Origin of the sequence: Mycobacterium kyorinense (genome assembly GCF_001672775.1) — a bacterium.
In the GTDB taxonomy this organism is placed as follows: domain Bacteria; phylum Actinomycetota; class Actinomycetes; order Mycobacteriales; family Mycobacteriaceae; genus Mycobacterium; species Mycobacterium kyorinense_A.
This window is the reverse complement of record NZ_LZKJ01000173.1, coordinates 15,851-33,321: the sequence shown is the minus strand read 5'-3', so window position 1 is coordinate 33,321 and position 17,471 is coordinate 15,851. Positions and strand designations below refer to the sequence as shown.

The following is a 17,471-nucleotide window of genomic DNA, read 5'->3' as shown; positions in this document are numbered from 1 at the left end:
GCGCCCGGCACCGACTGCTGCAGCACCTGCACGCACCGATTCGAACCTTTCGAGTCGGTCACATGCCAGCTTTTTCGCGGCCTCGAAGGATGCGCTCGATCCGGTCCAACAACTTGGTCGAATCGTCGTTGGCGGCGTCTTTCCAGGCCACGAGCGCGTCGAGGAGGTTATTCGGCTGCACGCTCAGCTGAAGGCCCACCACGACAGTTCTGGGCGTCTCGCTGCTCAACTCCGCAGGCAGGTAGGCAATCTCGACTTGCAACGACTGGGCGCCGCTTACCGCATTCGGGACCATCTTGGGCTTGATCGAATCGACACGCGTACGGGGGATTTCGGTCAACTCATCCTTGGGTCCGGCCAAACGCACGGCTAATGCCGACGGCGTGATGCATAGAAGGCATCGCCACCACATGCGGACGGCTGAATACGTGAATAGCGGCGTCACGGCCAGCAGGACGATGCCGGTAATCCGAAGCCACCCCGGATTTCCGGGCGCGGACCCCGCCGCAATAGATGCCACTCCCAGCAGAGGAAGCAGCACGTTCAAGACATAAGCGTTTCCCTCGAACCAGGGAATGTAGCGGCAGACGATTTCGTTCGTCGTCCGGTTGACGGCCGGCCGAAAAATCCGGCGCCTGCCGAGGATGATTACGAGGGCGGTCGCAGCAATACCCAAGCATAGGTACCAAGGGGACCCAATCAAGAGGTTAACCCCCGCCAGCATGCCCAGCGAACCGCCAAACGCGTAGCGCACTATCCGGCCCCAACGGCCTTTCGTCCCGCTACCTGCCGTCACCGGCCGTCTCTCATTTGGGTTACCGGCCTCCTGGTGATGATCCGCAGATGCAGGACTTGCTGCACGGTTGAGATTGCAGTGGGTCACGGGTTCACGCGGGGGATCCTGTGAGGGGGTCACACGCCAGCCATTTCGCGGCCTCGAAGGATGCGTTCGATCCGGTCCAACAGCGCGCTCGGGGTTTCGTTGGCGGCGTCTTTCCAGGCCATGAGCGCCTTCACCAGGTTGACCGGCTCAACGGTCAACCCCAGGCCGACCACTACAGTCTCACCCGCGTCACCGCTCAAATCCAGAGCGCGGTAAGCAATCTCGACTTGCAACCACTCGGCGCCTAGCCCATTCGGGACCAACTTCGGTTCGATCGACTCGATACGCTCACGCCCGATTTCAATCAACTCAGCCCCGAGCGTGCCTAAACGTACGGTCAACCTCGACGGGGTGATGCACAGAAGGCATCGCCGCCACATACGGACGAAGGAATACATGAATAGCGGCGTCAGAACCAGCAGGATGATGCCGCCGAAGCGAAGCCACGCCGGATTACCGGGATCGTTTCCCGCTGCAACCATGGCGACTCCCGTCAGCGGGAGCAGCACGGTCAAGTAGTACGCGTTTCCCTCATACCAGGGAATGTAGCGGCACACAATCTCGTCGGCCGTCCGGGTGACGCCCGCCCGAATAATTCGGCGCCTGCCGACGATGATGAGGAACGCGCCGCACAGCACCACTACAGACCAGTACCATTGCAGCCCCGCCCGCGAGGCCACCACCGTCAACAGGCACAGCACTGCGCCGAAGGTGTAGCGCAGCGCCCGCCCCCAACGGCTTTTCGCCCCGCTACCTGTCATCAGTGACGGTCTCGCGTTTCGGTTACCGGGGCGCCGCCGTGGTGGCCCGCGGATGCTGGATCTGCCGCCGCACCAATCTGGACGGACAGCCAGATATGCGCTCGGTCCACGGGTGAATCGTGCAGCGCGGTCACCGTCAGTTGCGCGATCAACGTCTCCTGTTCCGCTGTGATGATTCGGGATCGTGACACACTATCGATGGTGCCCAGCTCATTAGCGATCTGGGTAAAGAGTGCGCCCGCGCCGCCAGGGCCGTCGGTGGCTGCAGCCAGTTCACGGTGCAATTCATGACATCCCGGGACGGAATGCAGTTGCTGCTCGGTCAGCATCGCGAACACGTCTCCGGGAGCCAGTGCAGCCTCGACGCGGTGCATCGTCAACACCGCATTAGCGCAAAACTCGGTGATACGCGGATCGGTGCGACAAACCCACACCCGAACTCCGGTTGCAGAATCGAAGGGTTCCCAGCCCGGCGGCACGCCCACCTCCACGACATACCCGGCAAATCTGTCGACCGGGAACACCGCGACGTTGTGCTCCTTCACGAACTCATCGAATCGCATTGTCCAATGCCCTACCCGAATCCAAATACCTTTGCCACGCTGTGCGCCGCGCTGCCCACCGCGTCCGCGACTGGATGCCAGACCATTTCGACGCCTTTGGACGCCCCCAAGGCGGCGCCCGCTCCCACGACCGCGCCAACTACCAGACCAACCGCCGTCCCCGCACCCGGAACGACAGAACCCGCCAACGCACCAGCTGCCATGTCCCCAGCAATAGCGCCGGCCACGAGCCCGAGACCGGTTCCCACGCCCTCACGAGTAACAGCCTCTGCGACAGAGTTTCCGTCATGGATGTCGGACATGACAGCGGGTACCGCGCTGGCCGCAGCGACAACCCCGCCCATGCGGGACAACCCTTTCAGCTCGAAGCCGCCGATCTTGGGGTCCTCCAGCCACCTCAACAAGCCGGGGTCAACCTTCCCGGGCCCGGTGCCAGGGGACTCCGCGATCAACTTGAGCGCCGCCTGACGCACGCCGTCCGCGGTCCCACCTGAGACCGCGCCGGCTGCCGCGATCAGCACGTCGCTCTTCGTTGGAGTCAGCCCTGGTGTCTCGCCGGCCTCGTTGGCCCCGTCCTCGTAGGCTTTCACGATCGCCATCGTCGGCTGGGCTGACTGCATGGTGGCCACATAGCCGTCACGAACGCCTTGGATTTCGCCCAGAGTGGTCCGGACCGCCTCCACCGCCGCGTTGTGAAGAGATTGGCTGTCCTGATCATTGGCTTTGGCCGCGGTGACCGCATCGTCGATTTCGTGCAACTTGGCGTCCAGAGCGGCGATGTCAGCGTCGCTGGTCCGTTGGGCGGTGGCCAGTCCTGCAGCGACTGTCTCCAAATCCAGTGCGATCTTGGCTAATTGGGGCTTCTGCAGTTGCAATGCCGTAGTGGCGCGGGTGACTTCGGCCGACTCGTTTATCGGATGCTCAGTCCCGTTGTGCTTCCAGCCCTTCTCGAAACGCTGTTTGGCCGACTGGAAGTCGCCTTCGACCTCGGTGGCAGAACCCGCCGCAGCGTGGAACGCGTCTGCATGGTTATTGATCGCGGCGGGGTCGCCTGCCTGCAGTTCGTCGTTCATCTTCCAAGGGTCACCGCCGGCCCCAGCGATCAAATCACCGACCGATAGGTTGATCAGGCCCAGAGGCGGAGGCATCAGAGCGTGTCGAAACCGGTTTCAATAGCTCGCAGGGCGTCGGCCGTGGAAGCGTCCCGTGCGGTGAATTCATGCGCGGCGGAACGGCTTTCGTCGCTAATAGCGCCCAGTGCGCTGTGATGGCCGTGCAACTGCTCAATGTGGCTTTGGTGTGCCGCCGAGACCGCCTCATGAAATTCGTGGGCTTCGGCGAAATCGCCGAACATCCCCGCCGCCGGTTCCTTCCCAGCAAGCTTGCCCGCCGCAGCCAATGCTGTCTGGCCTGCATCGTTGCACCGGTCCGCACCGGCATGTAGATGCGCCGTGTCGACTTCCATACTCCGTCCGGCCATGGCCCGTTCCCCCTCGCTGCAAACCCGGATGAAAAGCTTACCGGCTCCGAACCTGTGAACTTCCAGGGAAATAGCAGCGGGTCATTAACGGCTGGGCGGACGTCTTACCCGAATCCAGCCTCCGGGAACAAACCCGCCGCCACCGAGGTTGAGCGCATCAGGCTTAACTTTGGGAGGATTGATGGCTGAAGCCAAAACAGTGCCGGTCCTATTCGTCAGTGACCCGATCGTGCTGCCCGGCATGGTGGTGCCCATCGCGCTCGACGAGGCCGCTCGAACTGCCGTCGACGCGGCCCGGGCCAGCGAATCGGGCAAGCTGCTGATTGCACCGCGGCTCGACGACCGCTACCCCTCCTACGGGGTGCTGGCGTCGATTCTGCAGGTCGGGCGCATCGCCGGCGGCGGCACTGCCGCGGTGGTGCGCGGGGAGCAGCGGGCTCACATTGGTGCCGGGGCCACGGGCGCGGGCGCGGCGCTGTGGGTCGAGGTGACCGAGGTCGCCGAGCCTGAACCCGATGACGAAACGCGCGCCCTGGCCGCGGACTACAAGAAGCTGCTGCTGGGAATGCTGCAGCGCCGCGAGGCATGGGAAATCGTCGACATGGTCAACCGGCTGACCGACGCGTCGGCGCTGGCAGACATGGCGGGCTACGCGTCGTATCTGACCGACGTGCAGAAGCGTCAGCTGCTGGAGACCGAAGATGTCGCCGAGCGGCTGCGAGTCCTGATCGATTGGACTAGCGATCACCTCGCCGAGGTCGAGGTCAACGACAAGATCGCCGAGGACGTGCGCTCCGGCATGGAAAAGCAGCAGAAGGAGTTTCTGCTGCGACAGCAGCTGGCCGCGATCCGCAAGGAGCTCGGCGAAGGCGAACCCGACGGTTCCGATGACTACCGGGCTCGTGTCGAGGCCGCCGAGCTGCCCGAGAAGGTGCGCGAAGCCGCGCTGCGTGAGGTCGGCAAGCTGGAACGCGCCAGCGAGCAAAGCCCCGAGGGCGGTTGGATCCGCACCTGGCTGGACACCGTGCTCGAGCTGCCGTGGAACACCACCACCGAAGACTCGACCGACCTGAAGGCCGCCCGCCAGATCCTGGACGACGACCACCACGGCCTGGACGACGTCAAGGACCGCATCGTCGAATATCTGGCGGTGCGGGCGCGTCGCGCTCAGCGTGGGCTGCACGTCGTCGGTGGTCGCGGCTCCGGTGCGGTGATGGTGCTGGCCGGCCCGCCCGGCGTCGGCAAAACCTCGCTGGGTGAGAGCATTGCCCGCGCCCTGGGCCGCAAGTTCGTCCGGGTCGCGTTGGGCGGAGTGCGCGACGAGGCCGAGATCCGTGGCCACCGGCGCACTTACGTCGGTGCGCTGCCCGGCCGCATCGTGCGCGCCATCGGCGAAGCCGGCTCGATGAATCCTGTTGTGCTGCTTGACGAGATCGACAAGGTCGGCTCGGATTACCGGGGTGACCCGTCGGCGGCGTTGCTCGAGGTGCTCGACCCGGCACAGAATCACACCTTCCGGGACCACTACCTGGATCTGGATTTGGACCTGTCCGATGTGGTCTTCCTGGCGACGGCCAACGTCATCGAGAACATCCCGTCGGCGCTGCTGGACCGCATGGAATTGGTGCAAATCGACGGCTACACCGAGGACGACAAGGTGGCCATCGCCCGCGACTTCCTGCTGCCCCGCCAGCGTGACCGCGCCGGGCTGACCGCCGACGAGGTCAGCGTGACCGAGGCGGCGCTGCGCAAGATCGCCGCCGACTACACGCGGGAGCCCGGGGTGCGGCAGTTCGAACGGCTGCTGGCCAAGGCGCTGCGCAAGGTCACCACCAAGCTCAGCGACGAGGCCGAGCCGGTGACCATCGACGAGCCGGATCTGGTCGGCTACCTGGGTCGGCCCCGGTTCACCCCGGAGTCGGCCGAACGCACCGCTGTGCCAGGCGTGGCAACCGGTCTGGCGGTCACCGGGCTGGGCGGTGATGTGCTCTACATCGAGGCCGGCGCCAACGACGGTGAGCCTGGCCTGCAGCTGACTGGTCAGCTCGGTGATGTGATGAAGGAGTCGGCGCAGATCGCGCTGTCCTACGTGCGCTCACACGCCGCGGAATTGGGTGTCGACCCGAAGACACTGGATCGGCGTATTCACGTGCACGTGCCCGCCGGGGCGGTGCCCAAGGACGGCCCGTCGGCCGGCGTCACGATGGTGACCGCGCTGGTGTCGATGGCCACCGGGCGGCAGGTGCGCGGCGACGTCGGGATGACCGGCGAGGTGACGCTGAACGGCCGGGTGCTGCCCATCGGCGGCGTCAAGCAGAAGCTGCTCGCTGCCCAGCGCGCAGGTCTGTCGACAGTGTTCATCCCGCAGCGCAACGAGCCGGATCTCGACGACGTGCCCGCCGAGGTGCTCGAAGCACTGGAGGTCAAGCCGATGACCGACGTCGCCGAGATCGTCGCGCTGGCGCTGGAACCAGCCGAGAAGGCGGTGGCCTCGGCGGCGTAACGTGCGCGGGCGTGAGCAACCTCAAACGGCGCATCGTCCACACTGCCCAGCGCCTCGTGGTCAACCCGGTTGGCCGGCAACTGCCGGTGACGATGCTGGAAACCATTGGCCGAAAGACCGGTCAGCCGCGGCGCACCGCCGTCGGCGGCCGGGTGATCGACAACCAGTTCTGGATGGTGTCCGAACACGGCGACCGTTCCCATTACGTGCTGAACATCAAGGCCAATCCTGCGGTGCGGGTGCGCGTGCACGGCCGATGGCGCAGCGGAACCGCACACCTGCTGCCCGATGACGACCCGATCCAGCGATTGCGTGGCCTGCCCGGGCTCAACAGCGCCGTGGTCCGGCTGATGGGGAGCGACCTGCTGACCGTCCGGGTGGACCTGGACTGACGCGGACACCGGCGTCGGGTGCAGAGATGCCGTTACTTGCTGAACGGCTCGGTCGCGTTCGCGGCGATCTGCCCGGCGATCCGGCTGGCCTCGTCCGTGATGTGGTTCCCGCAGGCCTTGACATCGATTACGAAAGTAGACACCGCGCTCAGCACACGCTGGCACGCAAAGCCGTGGTTATCGATCTGGGTGTAGCGCTGGGAGATGGTCGGCGCCTCGCCGGTGAGGCCGCCGAAGTTCCAGGTGTACTTGCGCTGATCGGGATAGGTCACTGTGACGGTTTGCCCCGCGCAGCCCTGCCATTGCTTCGCCGAACTTTGAACGAACGTGACGGCCTGCTCGGAACCTGGTGCAAAAGCTGCCACGTCCTGGTCGACGAAGTGATCGTTCCTGTCGCCGGCCCGCTGCAAGCCACCCGGCTTCTCCAGCACCTTCCAGCTCAGCTGCTTTACCCCGCTCCCCTGATACGTCCGATCAAGGCCCGGATAGAGCGCACCCATGCAGTCGGGCTGCGAAACCCTCACCAAGCTGCTCTGCTTGACCGCTTCCTTGCCGGTTTCGACGGTTTTCATCTCGGAGGTGCCCATGATGGCGTTGACTTCTGAGTCCTTGAGCAGGATCGAGTCCAACGGATCGAGTTTGGGGCCGGTAAGCACGACCGCGAGCACGATCGCGACTGCGGCTGCTAAGCCGGCGCTACCGGCGATAATCCACTTCTTGCGCGGCCGGCGAGTCCTGCCCGTTCCAGGTTTTTCGGCAGGCGGGACGTCATGAGCCGACAGCGTCACGACCGGTTGCGGGCCCGAGAATGCCGACGGCCTCACGACCGGTAGCGGACCCGAGAACAGTGGGCCGACAGCTCCGCTGCCAAGTACCGGAAGGTTGGCGTCCAGCGAGGCCAGAACACCGTCGATCTCCGTACGAATGCGCCACGTGACATCCGGACGTTCCTGCAGCCGCCGCAGAAGCCGGGTGATGTCTTCGCATGCGTTCGGATCGTTGCGGTCCTCGTCGAGTCTGGTTTTCAGCTCCCATACCAGCTCGGCCTGTTGCTGTCCGTTGAGCTCCGGCCTGGCCAGGGTGGAGGCCAACCGCATCAGATAAGCGAATGGCACCGGTGGCTCGGCGGGCAACGGCGACGGCAGCGGGGCAAATTCTGCCTGCCTTTTCTGCACCACTGCGAGCAACTTCGCGTTGGCCTGCCGGGTTGGGGCTCGGTAGTCGAAGATCTGCGTGGCGGCCAGCGGAGTCACACGCACACTATCCACGGGGCCGATCTGAACAGGAAGGATCGGCCGCCGAAGAGCCTCGGCATAACGCAGCTCGGCCTTGCAGGGCTTGGATGCGAGCGAGTTGTTCGACAAGGCGATGATGAACACCGCAGAGCCGCGAATGCGCTCCAAGATCGTGCGCCACCAGGCCTCGCCACCAGCTAGCTCGTCATCCAGCCACACCTGGTGGCGAGCGTGCCGCAAGGTGGTCAAAAGATGGTTGATCGCAGCCCTGTCCTGGCTGGCGTAACTGACGAACAGCATTACCTTCCTCGCTGCCGAATGGGTCCGGGGATTCTCCGCATTTGGGCGCCGAAATGTCTCATCCAAATCTGCGGATTCCTGCCAACGGACATTAAGCCGACATTGTCCGCGCGCCGATACCGGTCCTGCCAACATCGTCGGGCGACGTTGTGCGCGGGTGGTCGGGATATCGCGGTGCGGTCTGTCGGACATCGATGATCTGAAGCCCGACCGCCGCTAGCAGCTCAGGAATCGCCTTGACGAAGTTGCGATCCCATTCGGCGACGTCAGCGGGAAGTTCCTCCCAGGGAACCAAGTGCGGATCCTTCTTCCGCCTTTTGTCTTCTTCGCCCAGAGTCCACCCGGCCGTTATCTTTTCCATCATCCATCGGTCGTGTTCCATGAGCGTCAGCTTCTGGAGCTCGTCATCGGTGAACGTGAAATCTTTTGCACACCAGTCTCGTAATGGCGTGATTTCGCATCCAATAGTGCGCAGTTTGACACCGATGTGACGCGCTTGCGCGCGGCTTGACTCCTTGAGCGAATCATCGAGCTGTGACCAAGGCGGTGGCGGCTCAGCATCCATGGCTTGCATTTGGCAATAGCGGCGATGGATTTCGTGAGCAACGGATTCGAATGATCCACCTTCGACGAGTTCGACGCTGCAGGTCTCCTGGAGCGTCTTGAACACCGTGATGTTCATGCCGTCCGGGGCGTTCTTGTTCTCGAGCAGGTCGGCCACTCCGTATGAGTTCGAGAGCACGGCAACGACCGGGACGCTCACGTCGAGGGCGCGGCGCAGATTCAGCGCCGTCTTGACCGAGTGCTCGTCGCGGTCCCCCGCGACGTAGGCACGGGAAATCGGCGGTGCCGCACCATGCTCTGCGGCCGTAGCCTGGCCGGCCCGCCGGTCGCGGTCGGTAGCCGCCAGCCGGTCGATGTCACGGGCGGATGTTGAGTAGCAGTGGAATTCGCAGGCCTCCTCCAGTGCCGGATGCTGGGCCAACAGCGAGCTCACCTGCTCGTCAGCGTGATCGTCGACGATGCTGACCAACAGCGGGGCCGCGTCGTTCGGGCGTTCGTCGTAAGATTTGCGCGCCGCATGGAACACCAGTTCGACGGCCAAGGCGTCAACATGGGCTACCAGAATGTGCGGTTGTCGCTGGGTGTCGACCGGATGGGCGTCGAGCAATAGTCGTGCGCCGATCTCGTCGGTGTTGAAGAAGTCCAGCGCCGACTCGTCGTCACCGCGATTGGATTCCGTTATCCGCAGCAACACGCACAGCCCAGGGTCATCGATACGCGCCAGACAGCGCAATGGGCGACGGCCCGACCGGTCGCCGGCCAGACGCCGCGCCCCGATCACGATCTCGGTGTTCACGACACTGTCAGGGGTGACGGCAAGCAACCGCGCCGCATGCTTGAGCCCTGCTGCGTGCAGCGTCGATTTCAACTGAGCATCTCCGACAATGACCGGGTAACCCCAGTCGCGGCACGCCTTGATGTGCGGATTGGCGCCATCAGCTTCGACGACAACGACCCGGTAGCCCGCGCTGTGGAGTTGGCGCACGAACTCGAAACCGACGTCGCCCAGGCCGCAGACCACGATGTGACCACGCTTGAGTGGAATCAACATTTGCTGCACTCGATCACGAAACAGCGATACAAGTGCAATGAGCGCGGCCCACCCGGCGGCAAACGGTGCGAGAAACCGAGCAATGTCGAGCGCGAGCCCTACATGGTTCTCAGGCTGAGGCGCGGCATGCAGAAAAAAGAGTTTGAGGCTGCCGTATATGACATCGGATACGGAGTGGTGTTCACCCTTATACGACCAGTAGCCCAGGCAGCCGAGGAGGAACGCCGCGATGCCGGCCGGCGCAAGCACCCAGTACCAACGCGGGTGGGTGAGCGCGGTCAGCACCTTTTGATGGACCGTCACGGGGAGTTCCGCGGTCTGCTCGTCTCGGCGTGCTGTGGTCAATTCGTGTCCTCTGAGGCGGTCAGCCGGTATCGACCGATCCTGGATGGGGAGGCCGCAGCGGTCGTGAGTCGACCAGCGCGATGTTTTGGGAGCATACGCGATGTCTGATCGCAGTCAGCGGGAATTTCGTCACGGCGCCAGGATGTACGACATCCCGGGCACGTCCTTGGCATCACGAGTCCACCAGTGGAATGGACCGCCGTGTTGCGCATTATTCATCTCGGTGAGGTTGATGTAGAGGCCGTCGGGCCGTCGCGAAGTCGAATTGACCCAGGCCACATGGCCAGTTACGGGGTCGGCACCTTCCACGCCCGGCTGAAACACAACGATCGACCGCGGCTGCGCATCCCCGACGACGGTCCACCCCGCGGCGCTTGCAGAGTTCGCCCAGTCTTTGGCATCGCCATGGACGTCGGGATACTCGCCAGTGGCCTCGTGCCATTTCTGCATGGCACCGTCGGTGCACTGACCCGGCGCAGCGGTGTTGGACGGCTGCGTTCTGCCCATCGCCCGACCATCAGTCGATGAAGGTACCGAGGGCTGATCGCCGCATGCACCGGTGACCGTGTTCTGGGCGCCCATCTGGATATCGACATCGGCGACGAAATGATTATCGGACACCCGGTACCAAAGATCGTCCCAGCCACCATTTGGGATGTCGGAACTGAAGTACCCTTTCACGGCTTCCCCGCGCGTGTAGCACTCGAGGGTCAACTTATCGTTCTTGTGGTACCAACCATCCTGTTGCGAATTGCGGTTGGGCGCCGACATGCGCTGGGTTTTCGCCATGACAACGGCGGCCGGATCCGCGTGCGCGGGCGCTGCGAACACCAGCGGCTGCAGGCCACTACCGCTCAGCAGCGCCGCGATTGCCAATCGGGTCAAGCGGCTGCGATGGGTAATCATCCCCCGTCCCCCATTACCCGTGGTCGTGCCCAAGAACTGTTGGCGCAAATTAGCACAATTGTCGGGCATTGGTGGGAGTAATTGCACAATGGCAGTTCAGAGCCCTGTCTGAATGCCGACCGAATTCGCTTACAGCGCCGAAGAAATGTGCGACGGTTGCCGACCAAGAGGCGCGGGTAATCGGTGCGCATGGACGAGTCCAAGGAACGGGTGAAGCGCCTGCTGAAGGTTGCCGGCACCACCTACGCCGCCGAAGCGGGAGTTCGCATCGACGACAAGCCCATGCCGCTGTTTCAACTGTTAGTGCTGTGCATGCTGGCCAGCAAGCCGATCGACGCGTCGATCGCCATGCAGGCCGGCCGCGAACTGTTCAGAGCGGGCTTGCGTACCCCGAAAGCGGTGCTGACCTCCGATCGGCCGACCATGATCAAGGCATTCGGTCGCGCCCACTACGTGCGCTATGACGAAAGTTCGGCCACGCGGCTCACCGACATGGCGCGGCGGGTGAACGACGACTACTCGGGCGACCTGCGCGGAATCGCTTCGCGAAGCGGACACGATGTGGGCGCGGCCGCACGAATGCTCAAGCAGTTCAAGGGTATCGGCGACACCGGCGCCGACATCTTCTTGCGGGAGGTGCAAGACGTCTGGACGTGGATACGGCCCTACTTCGACGAACGGGTCACCGCCGAGGCCAAACAGTTAGGACTGCCCACCGACCCGAAACAACTCGGCTCCCTGGCACCGCGTACCAACGCACGCTTGGCCGCCGCGCTCATGCGCGCGTCGCTGGACCGCGACGTGCATGCGCAGGCGGCTGGTTGAGCCGGCGTGACCACGCGAATCGGCACCTCCGGATGGTCCTACGATCACTGGACCGATGTGCTGTACCGGCCGGGCCTGCCGTCGGCACGTCGATTGGCCCGCTACGTCGAGGAATTCGACACCGTCGAACTCAACGCCAGTTTCTATCGATGGCCCAAAGATGCAACATTCGCGGGGTGGCGCGCGCAGTTGCCCGACGGCTTCACGATGTCGGTGAAGGCGCATCGCGGCTTGACGCACTACCGCCGGCTGGGCACCCCGCAGCCCTGGATTGAGCGCTTCGAACAGTGCTGGCACACGCTCGGCGACCGCCACGGCGTGCTGCTGGTTCAACTGCATCCCGAACAGCGCCGCGACGACGATCGGCTGGACAGCTTCCTCGCCGCCATGCCGGAATGGATTCGGGTAGCCGTCGAGTTGCGGCATCCCTCCTGGAACGATCCGGCGGTGTATGCGCTGCTGGAACACCGGCACGCCGCCTACGTGGTGATGAGCGGGGCCGGGCTGGCGTGTATCCCGCGCGCCACCACCGATTTGGTGTACATCCGAATGCACGGCCCGGATCCGGAAGCGATGTACGCGGGCTCCTACCCACCCGACGAGTTGCAGCGCTGGGCAGAGCGGATCGCGGAATGGGACCGCGAGGGCCGCGACGTGTGGATGTACTTCAACAACGACCCGCACGGTCACGCGGTGCGCAATGCGCGTTTTCTGAAGGGACTTTTGAGTTGAGCCTAGCGCAGTAGGGTGGACGCTATGGGCAGCTCGAAAACATTTGTCATCGTCGGCGGTGGACTCGCTGCGGCCAAGGCGGCAGAGGCATTGCGCGACAAGGACTTCGACGGACGAATCGTACTCATTGCCGAGGAGGAGCACCTCCCCTACGAGCGCCCGCCGCTGTCCAAGGAGTTTTTGGCCGGTAAGAAGACCCTGACCGATTTCACCGTCCACAACTCGGCCTGGTACAGCGACCATGCCGTCGACCTGCGACTGGGAATACGAGCGGCGGCTGTGGATCCGGCCGGTCACCATGTCGCTTTGCCTGACGGCACCACCGTCGCCTACGACAAGCTCCTGCTGGCCACCGGATCCCGGTCCCGTCATCTGCCAATACCGGGATCCGATGCCGCCGGTGTTCATTACCTGCGGACCTTCGAGGACGCGTCGGCGCTCAATTCGGTGCTGGCCGAAGGCTCTTCGTTGGCGGTAGTGGGCGCGGGCTGGATCGGTCTGGAAGTGGCGGCCAGCGCCCGCCAGCGCGGCGTGGACGTCGCCGTCGTCGAGACCGCCAAACTGCCGCTGCTGGCCGCGCTGGGCGAAGAGGTCGGCACGGTATTCGCCAACCTGCACCGCGAGCACGGCGTCGACCTGCGACTGCAGTCCCAGGTCGAAGAGATCACCACCGATGGCGGGAAGGCCACCGGCCTCAAGCTGCACGACGGGTCCACGGTCACGGCGGACGCTGTGCTGGTAGCAGTCGGTGCGCAACCCAACACCGAACTCGCCGAGCAAGCCGGACTGTCGATGGGCGACGGCGGGGTGCTGGTCGACGCGTCACTGCGCACCAGCGATGCCGACATCTACGCGGTCGGCGATATCGCCGCCGCTGACCATCCGCTCTACAGCACCCGTATCCGCACCGAACACTGGGCCAATGCGCTCAAACAACCCGCGGTGGCGGTGGCCGGCATGCTCGGCGCACCTACCCAATACGCCGAGTTACCGTACTTCTTCACCGACCAATACGACCTCGGCATGGAGTACGCCGGTCACGCACCCCGATACGACCGCGTGGTGTTCCGCGGCGACGTCGACGGCCGCGAGTTCGTCGCGTTCTGGCTCGATGCCGAAAACCGTGTACTGGCAGGAATGAACGTCAACATCTGGGACGTGCTCGACGACGTCAAGGAGTTGATCCGCTCCCAGAGTCCGGTGGATCCCGACCGGCTGGCCGACCCGCAGGTGCCGTTGGCCGAACTGCGGAACTGACCCGCGCTATCCGCCGAGTGACTCGAGCGGACGCCAACTGTGGTCGATGACGTCCGGTAGACACACGCCCTGCAACCGTTCGCGCTCGGCGCGGCGCCGTTTGATACGCAGCCGGGCATCGCTGGGCCAGCTGAGCAGTTCGTCGCAAGTCAGGTAATACACGTCGTCGACCGCGTCGACGAGCTCTGCGGCGACTCGCCGAGTGCCCAACTCGCGCAGGGCCATTCGCAGTTCATGGGTGAACCGCATCGTGGTGTCGTGGGCCAGTTCGCGAGACATTCGGGCGTTGGCTGCGATCCGCTCGAAAACGGTCTCCGGTGGCGCTGCCGGGTCACCCGATGCCGCCGTCTTCGTGGCGGCGACCAGCAACGCGCCCGGATCGTCGCCGAACACGCAGTGGGCCAGTTCGGCCTCCCCCATCCCGCGGTGGCCGATCCGGGCCACGGTCGCGTCGAGCTCTGCGGCGACACCCGGAGATACGGCGCGGATGCCACGCACATCGCCGCCGGCGGCCAGCGCACCAGCCCGCGGATCGCGTCGCAGCAACGCCGCCAGCGCCGCGGTCTCAGCCGCGACATGGCCGCTGTCCAGCAGCGTGCCGATCCCCGAGATCGGCGTACACGCGCCGGTGCGCTCCAACGTCGCCGCAGTGATGCCGGTGTCGATCACCCACAGCGCGGTCAGGCTCCATCCCTGGTGCACCCGGTCGCGTAGCAGTCGGATCCGCGCTTGCAGACCGAACTCCGACAGCGAGCCCAACTGCGCCGCGTCGCAGTGCTCAGCCCTCGCGGCAGCGCAATAGAACTGAGTGTCGGTCTTCAGGTGGCGCAGCATGGCCAGCGACCGGGTCGCGACGGCAGCTTTGGCAGCCTTGGCCCCCAGCGGCGGACGACCCAACGGCAACAGGTCGCCGACCGGCGTGTTTCCCACTGCATGCTCGACGACGGCTTGCTCGTCCCAGCCAGGCAGCCGGCTGGCGGCGATCACGCCCGACGACACCCCGACATACGGGCGGTGACCAAATACCGCGATGGCCCGTTTTTCCCATTCGTCGGCCGCCACGCCCCCCAACGCCATCGCGTGGCCCATCAGTCGGGTGGCGCCGCGTAAGCCGCTCAACTGAACGTCGAGCGTCATCGGAGTCAGCGGGCCCGGCAGCGCCGCGGCCAGAGTGCCCATGCCGAAGACCGGGAATCGCGGATCGATCCGGTCGTCGAACTCGCCCTCCAACCCGTCCGGTGCCGCGCAGCGCAGCCCCGGGCTCCCGAGCGGTCCGAAGCGCGGCGTGGCCTCGAGCGGCAACGGCAGACGACCGGATAGCTCGAGGGCGCCACCGGCGCCGAGCCTGCGGCCCGCGAGCCCGCGCGCGGTGTCGGCCACCGCGTCCGCCGCGGTCCAGCCGACCTCGAAACGCCAAACATCTTGCAGCGCAGAGGTTTCCATCTGCGGTGCCAGCTCTGCCCACGTGCCGAGTCGGTACGCGTGCGGCCGCTGGCCCGTGGCATGCAGCAGCTGCCGTGCGGTGGCCGCGTCGATGGTGTCCGGCGGCGCCAAATCCACCGCACCGGTGGTGTCGGTTGCGACGGCCACGGTCAGGAAGCGGACCAAGTCCTCCAGATGCACCAGCCGCACCGGCGGCTTAGTCGACTTGGCGCGCAGCAGGGTTGCCACCGTGCGACACACCGCCCAGTCGAGCTGGCGCCCCACCGCTGGTGCGGTCCGGATGATCAGGCTGGGCGCCCACCCCGTGGCGACCAGCGTCTCGGCCTGGCCATACAGCCCGGGTGGTCCAGCCGCCTGGGACACGAAAATTAGCCGTGCGCCGGCGCGGGCCGCCGCGTGGGTGACGTGCACGACGCCGTTGATGCCGGCGTTGCCGGGGGCGGCCGGCTCGATGGGCGCCAGATGCACCACGACGTGCGATTCGTCGGCCATTTCCTGCAGAACGTGTCCGCCGAGCGGCCCGCACACGAAGTCGACTTCGGGGTCCAGGCAGGCATGCGGATACCGGGCGATGCCGCTGACCGTGTGGCCGGCGGCCACCAGCTGGCGGGCCACTGCACGTCCCAGGACTCCGGTGACGTCCGTTACCAGGATCCGCATGCCGTGCTCACCTCCCCCGGTGCCTTCCTCGACAATAGGCGCGCCAAGGCAGTCCGCCGCAGGCTTTTGACCCGAACGTAAGAATCGGCTCGCTAGCGCAGGGTGGCGGTGCCGTCCGGACGGATCTCGACCTTGGCCCCGGCGATGTCCTCTCGCGCGGTGATCGCAGCCGACGAGGCGTCGGGTATCACCGCCAAGGTGCGCGAGTCGTCGGGTGTGCGCACCGCCAGGAACGCCTTCTCGGGCTCGCCGTCCCGGTTGAACGGTGTCGTCCAGGACTCGACGGTTCCGGTGCCCTCCCATTCGACGACTGCCGGTCGGGTCGGCTCCTTGTCGACGGCCGATTGCACGTCCTCCCAACGAAATTCCGACGTCGGCGGCTCGGTGCCGTACACACCGAAACTGTGTTTGGTCAGGTACCCGCCGTTCGCGCTGATCAGGCCACGCCGCCCGGGATTGGCGGTCAGCAGTTCGGCCATCGTCGCGATCGAGTGCGTCACGTAGTTGCTCCACGGTCCGCCCGCGAACGTCAGCCCGCCGGTGACGGTGAGCGGCCGGCTCGGGTCGTCGACCGGCAGCCCGAGTTCGGTGGCGGCGATCTGAACCGCCGACGGAAAGCACGAGTACAGGTCGACGTGGTCGACGTCGTCGATACCCACGCCCGCCAACGCCAGCACCCGGGCACCGGCGATGCGGATGGCCGGTGAGCGATGCAGTTCGGCGCGCTCGCTGATCGCGTAGGTGTCGTGGGCATCGGTGCCGGCATACGGGTAAACCCAGCGGTCGGTGGGAATCTGCAGTCGCGTCGCGCTCTGCACCGATGCCAGTACCAGCGCGGCGCCCTGGTCGACCATGTTGTTCGAGTTCATCAACTTGGTGTAGGGCCAGCTGACCATCCGGTTGGTCGGTCCTGGACGCCAGATCTCGTCGGCCTCAACAGGTTTGCGAATCCAGGCATGGGGATTGGTCACCGCGACGGCGTTGAAACGCGCCCACAGTTCGCCGATACGCTTGCGGTGGTCGTCGACCGACTCGCCGGTACTGATCCGCAGCGCCTGCTCGAACATCGGATAGACATGGGCCGGTCGGGCGAGTTCGATGCGTTCCTCGGCCGGCCCGGCCATCGGGACGTTCTCGTCGCTGCCCGGCGGCATCGGAACCGACTCGTCCTGTTCGGTCCAGGTCAGCTTGTCGCCCTGGGCCTTTAACTGCATGCGCGTCCGCCAGGTTTCCGCGCCGGCTACCAGCACGACGTCCGCGCTGCCTCGCTGGATGTCCAGACACGCCTGGTTCACCAGCGTCTGCGGCACGTTGCCGCCCACGCCGCTGTAGCGGGTGGCCTGATTGTCGATACCCAGTCGCTGCCCGAGCAGCAGACCGGGGTCGCGGTAGCGCGCCGAAAGCAGGTTCACCACCCGGATCGAGTCGACCGCCGCGAGCACCCGCGGATCGGCCGCTTCCCGAGCGGCCGCCACCATCAGGTCGACGGGCTCGATGTCCGGTGTGTCTTCGCGGTGGTTGACCTGGCCGTAGCCAATGAGCACCGGTATCCGTGGGTCGACGGGCATGCA

15 protein-coding genes are annotated in these 17,471 nt (G+C 65.2%); 5 read left to right on the top strand and 10 right to left on the bottom strand.

Annotated features, from left to right (window positions below; all coding sequences use genetic code 11):
• Positions 1-58 precede the first annotated feature (58 nt).
• The 5 genes from A5707_RS19125 to A5707_RS19105 form a co-directional block, all read right to left on the bottom strand.
• The gene (locus A5707_RS19125) at positions 59-724 is read right to left on the bottom strand and encodes a hypothetical protein (protein WP_232000771.1); all 666 of its coding nucleotides are present in this window, start codon (positions 722-724) and stop codon (positions 59-61) included.
• Positions 725-912: 188 nt separating this feature from the next.
• Positions 913-1,644, bottom strand: a complete 732-nt coding sequence (locus A5707_RS19120; protein ID WP_065016018.1) for a hypothetical protein — start codon at positions 1,642-1,644, stop codon at positions 913-915.
• Positions 1,644-2,207 (bottom strand): hypothetical protein, encoded by a 564-nt coding sequence (locus A5707_RS19115; protein WP_065016017.1) that lies wholly within the window; start codon positions 2,205-2,207, stop codon positions 1,644-1,646. Before A5707_RS19115 ends, A5707_RS19120 begins: the two co-directional genes overlap by 1 nt.
• Positions 2,208-2,218: 11 nt before the next feature.
• Positions 2,219-3,355, bottom strand: a complete 1,137-nt coding sequence (locus A5707_RS19110) for a hypothetical protein (protein ID WP_419866448.1) — start codon at positions 3,353-3,355, stop codon at positions 2,219-2,221.
• Positions 3,355-3,672, bottom strand: a complete 318-nt coding sequence (locus A5707_RS19105; RefSeq protein WP_232000767.1) for a DUF2563 family protein — start codon at positions 3,670-3,672, stop codon at positions 3,355-3,357. The genes A5707_RS19110 and A5707_RS19105 overlap by 1 nt, the downstream gene beginning before the upstream one ends.
• A gap of 196 nt (positions 3,673-3,868) precedes the next feature.
• Between A5707_RS19105 and lon the strand changes: the two genes are divergently transcribed.
• On the top strand, positions 3,869-6,190 hold the full coding sequence (gene lon, locus A5707_RS19100; protein ID WP_065016016.1) for an endopeptidase La: 2,322 nt from the start codon (positions 3,869-3,871) through the stop codon (positions 6,188-6,190).
• Between the two features lie 11 nt (positions 6,191-6,201).
• Entirely contained in the window at positions 6,202-6,582 is a 381-nt protein-coding gene (locus A5707_RS19095) for a nitroreductase family deazaflavin-dependent oxidoreductase (protein ID WP_065016015.1), read from the top strand.
• A gap of 32 nt (positions 6,583-6,614) precedes the next feature.
• On the opposite strand, the gene A5707_RS19090 is transcribed toward A5707_RS19095, so the two are convergent.
• The 3 genes from A5707_RS19090 to A5707_RS19080 all read right to left on the bottom strand — a co-directional run bounded on the left by A5707_RS19090 (position 6,615) and on the right by A5707_RS19080 (position 10,983).
• Positions 6,615-8,117 carry a sensor domain-containing protein gene (locus A5707_RS19090; protein ID WP_065016014.1) on the bottom strand — a complete coding sequence of 501 codons (1,503 nt, stop codon included), beginning with the start codon at positions 8,115-8,117 and terminating at the stop codon, positions 6,615-6,617.
• A gap of 91 nt (positions 8,118-8,208) precedes the next feature.
• The gene (locus A5707_RS19085) at positions 8,209-10,035 is read right to left on the bottom strand and encodes an NAD-binding protein (protein ID WP_156658138.1); all 1,827 of its coding nucleotides are present in this window, start codon (positions 10,033-10,035) and stop codon (positions 8,209-8,211) included.
• A 171-nt stretch (positions 10,036-10,206) separates the two neighbouring features.
• A complete protein-coding gene (locus A5707_RS19080) occupies positions 10,207-10,983 on the bottom strand; it encodes a CHAP domain-containing protein (RefSeq protein WP_065016012.1) in 777 nt (258 codons plus the stop codon).
• Positions 10,984-11,172: 189 nt separating this feature from the next.
• On the opposite strand from A5707_RS19080, the gene A5707_RS19075 reads away from it, so the two are divergent.
• Genes A5707_RS19075 through A5707_RS19065 form a run of 3 tightly spaced genes read left to right on the top strand, consistent with a single transcriptional unit; the run spans position 11,173 to position 13,797 of the window.
• Positions 11,173-11,808 (top strand): endonuclease, encoded by a 636-nt coding sequence (locus tag A5707_RS19075; RefSeq protein ID WP_065016011.1) that lies wholly within the window; start codon positions 11,173-11,175, stop codon positions 11,806-11,808.
• 6 nt (positions 11,809-11,814) lie between these two features.
• A complete protein-coding gene (locus A5707_RS19070; RefSeq protein ID WP_065016010.1) occupies positions 11,815-12,540 on the top strand; it encodes a DUF72 domain-containing protein in 726 nt (241 codons plus the stop codon).
• Positions 12,541-12,564: 24 nt separating this feature from the next.
• The gene (locus tag A5707_RS19065) at positions 12,565-13,797 is read left to right on the top strand and encodes an NAD(P)/FAD-dependent oxidoreductase (RefSeq protein WP_065016009.1); all 1,233 of its coding nucleotides are present in this window, start codon (positions 12,565-12,567) and stop codon (positions 13,795-13,797) included.
• Positions 13,798-13,803: 6 nt separating this feature from the next.
• Here A5707_RS19065 and A5707_RS19060 read toward each other — a convergent pair whose 3' ends face one another.
• Both A5707_RS19060 and A5707_RS19055 read right to left on the bottom strand, forming a co-directional pair.
• Positions 13,804-15,900 carry a hypothetical protein gene (locus A5707_RS19060; RefSeq protein WP_065016008.1) on the bottom strand — a complete coding sequence of 699 codons (2,097 nt, stop codon included), beginning with the start codon at positions 15,898-15,900 and terminating at the stop codon, positions 13,804-13,806.
• Positions 15,901-15,992: 92 nt separating this feature from the next.
• Complete coding sequence (locus tag A5707_RS19055; RefSeq protein WP_065016007.1) at positions 15,993-17,468, bottom strand: acetyl-CoA acetyltransferase; 1,476 nt, start codon at positions 17,466-17,468, stop codon at positions 15,993-15,995.
• Positions 17,469-17,471 lie beyond the last annotated feature (3 nt).

Excerpts from the sequence above, each read along its gene's own strand:
- A5707_RS19090 (WP_065016014.1), bottom strand. The coding sequence starts at position 8,117 with ATGCTGTTCGTCAGTTACGCCAGCCAGGACAGGGCTGCGATCAACCAT.
- A5707_RS19075 (WP_065016011.1), top strand. The coding sequence starts at position 11,173 with ATGGACGAGTCCAAGGAACGGGTGAAGCGCCTGCTGAAGGTTGCCGGC.
- A5707_RS19125 (WP_232000771.1), bottom strand. The coding sequence starts at position 724 with ATGCTGGCGGGGGTTAACCTCTTGATTGGGTCCCCTTGGTACCTATGC.
- A5707_RS19065 (WP_065016009.1), top strand. The coding sequence starts at position 12,565 with ATGGGCAGCTCGAAAACATTTGTCATCGTCGGCGGTGGACTCGCTGCG.
- A5707_RS19115 (WP_065016017.1), bottom strand. The coding sequence starts at position 2,207 with ATGCGATTCGATGAGTTCGTGAAGGAGCACAACGTCGCGGTGTTCCCG.
- lon (WP_065016016.1), top strand. The coding sequence starts at position 3,869 with ATGGCTGAAGCCAAAACAGTGCCGGTCCTATTCGTCAGTGACCCGATC.
- A5707_RS19055 (WP_065016007.1), bottom strand. The coding sequence starts at position 17,468 with ATGCCCGTCGACCCACGGATACCGGTGCTCATTGGCTACGGCCAGGTC.
- A5707_RS19080 (WP_065016012.1), bottom strand. The coding sequence starts at position 10,983 with ATGATTACCCATCGCAGCCGCTTGACCCGATTGGCAATCGCGGCGCTG.
- A5707_RS19110 (WP_419866448.1), bottom strand. The coding sequence starts at position 3,355 with ATGCCTCCGCCTCTGGGCCTGATCAACCTATCGGTCGGTGATTTGATC.
- A5707_RS19105 (WP_232000767.1), bottom strand. The coding sequence starts at position 3,672 with ATGGAAGTCGACACGGCGCATCTACATGCCGGTGCGGACCGGTGCAAC.
- A5707_RS19120 (WP_065016018.1), bottom strand. The coding sequence starts at position 1,644 with ATGACAGGTAGCGGGGCGAAAAGCCGTTGGGGGCGGGCGCTGCGCTAC.
- A5707_RS19060 (WP_065016008.1), bottom strand. The coding sequence starts at position 15,900 with ATGCGGATCCTGGTAACGGACGTCACCGGAGTCCTGGGACGTGCAGTG.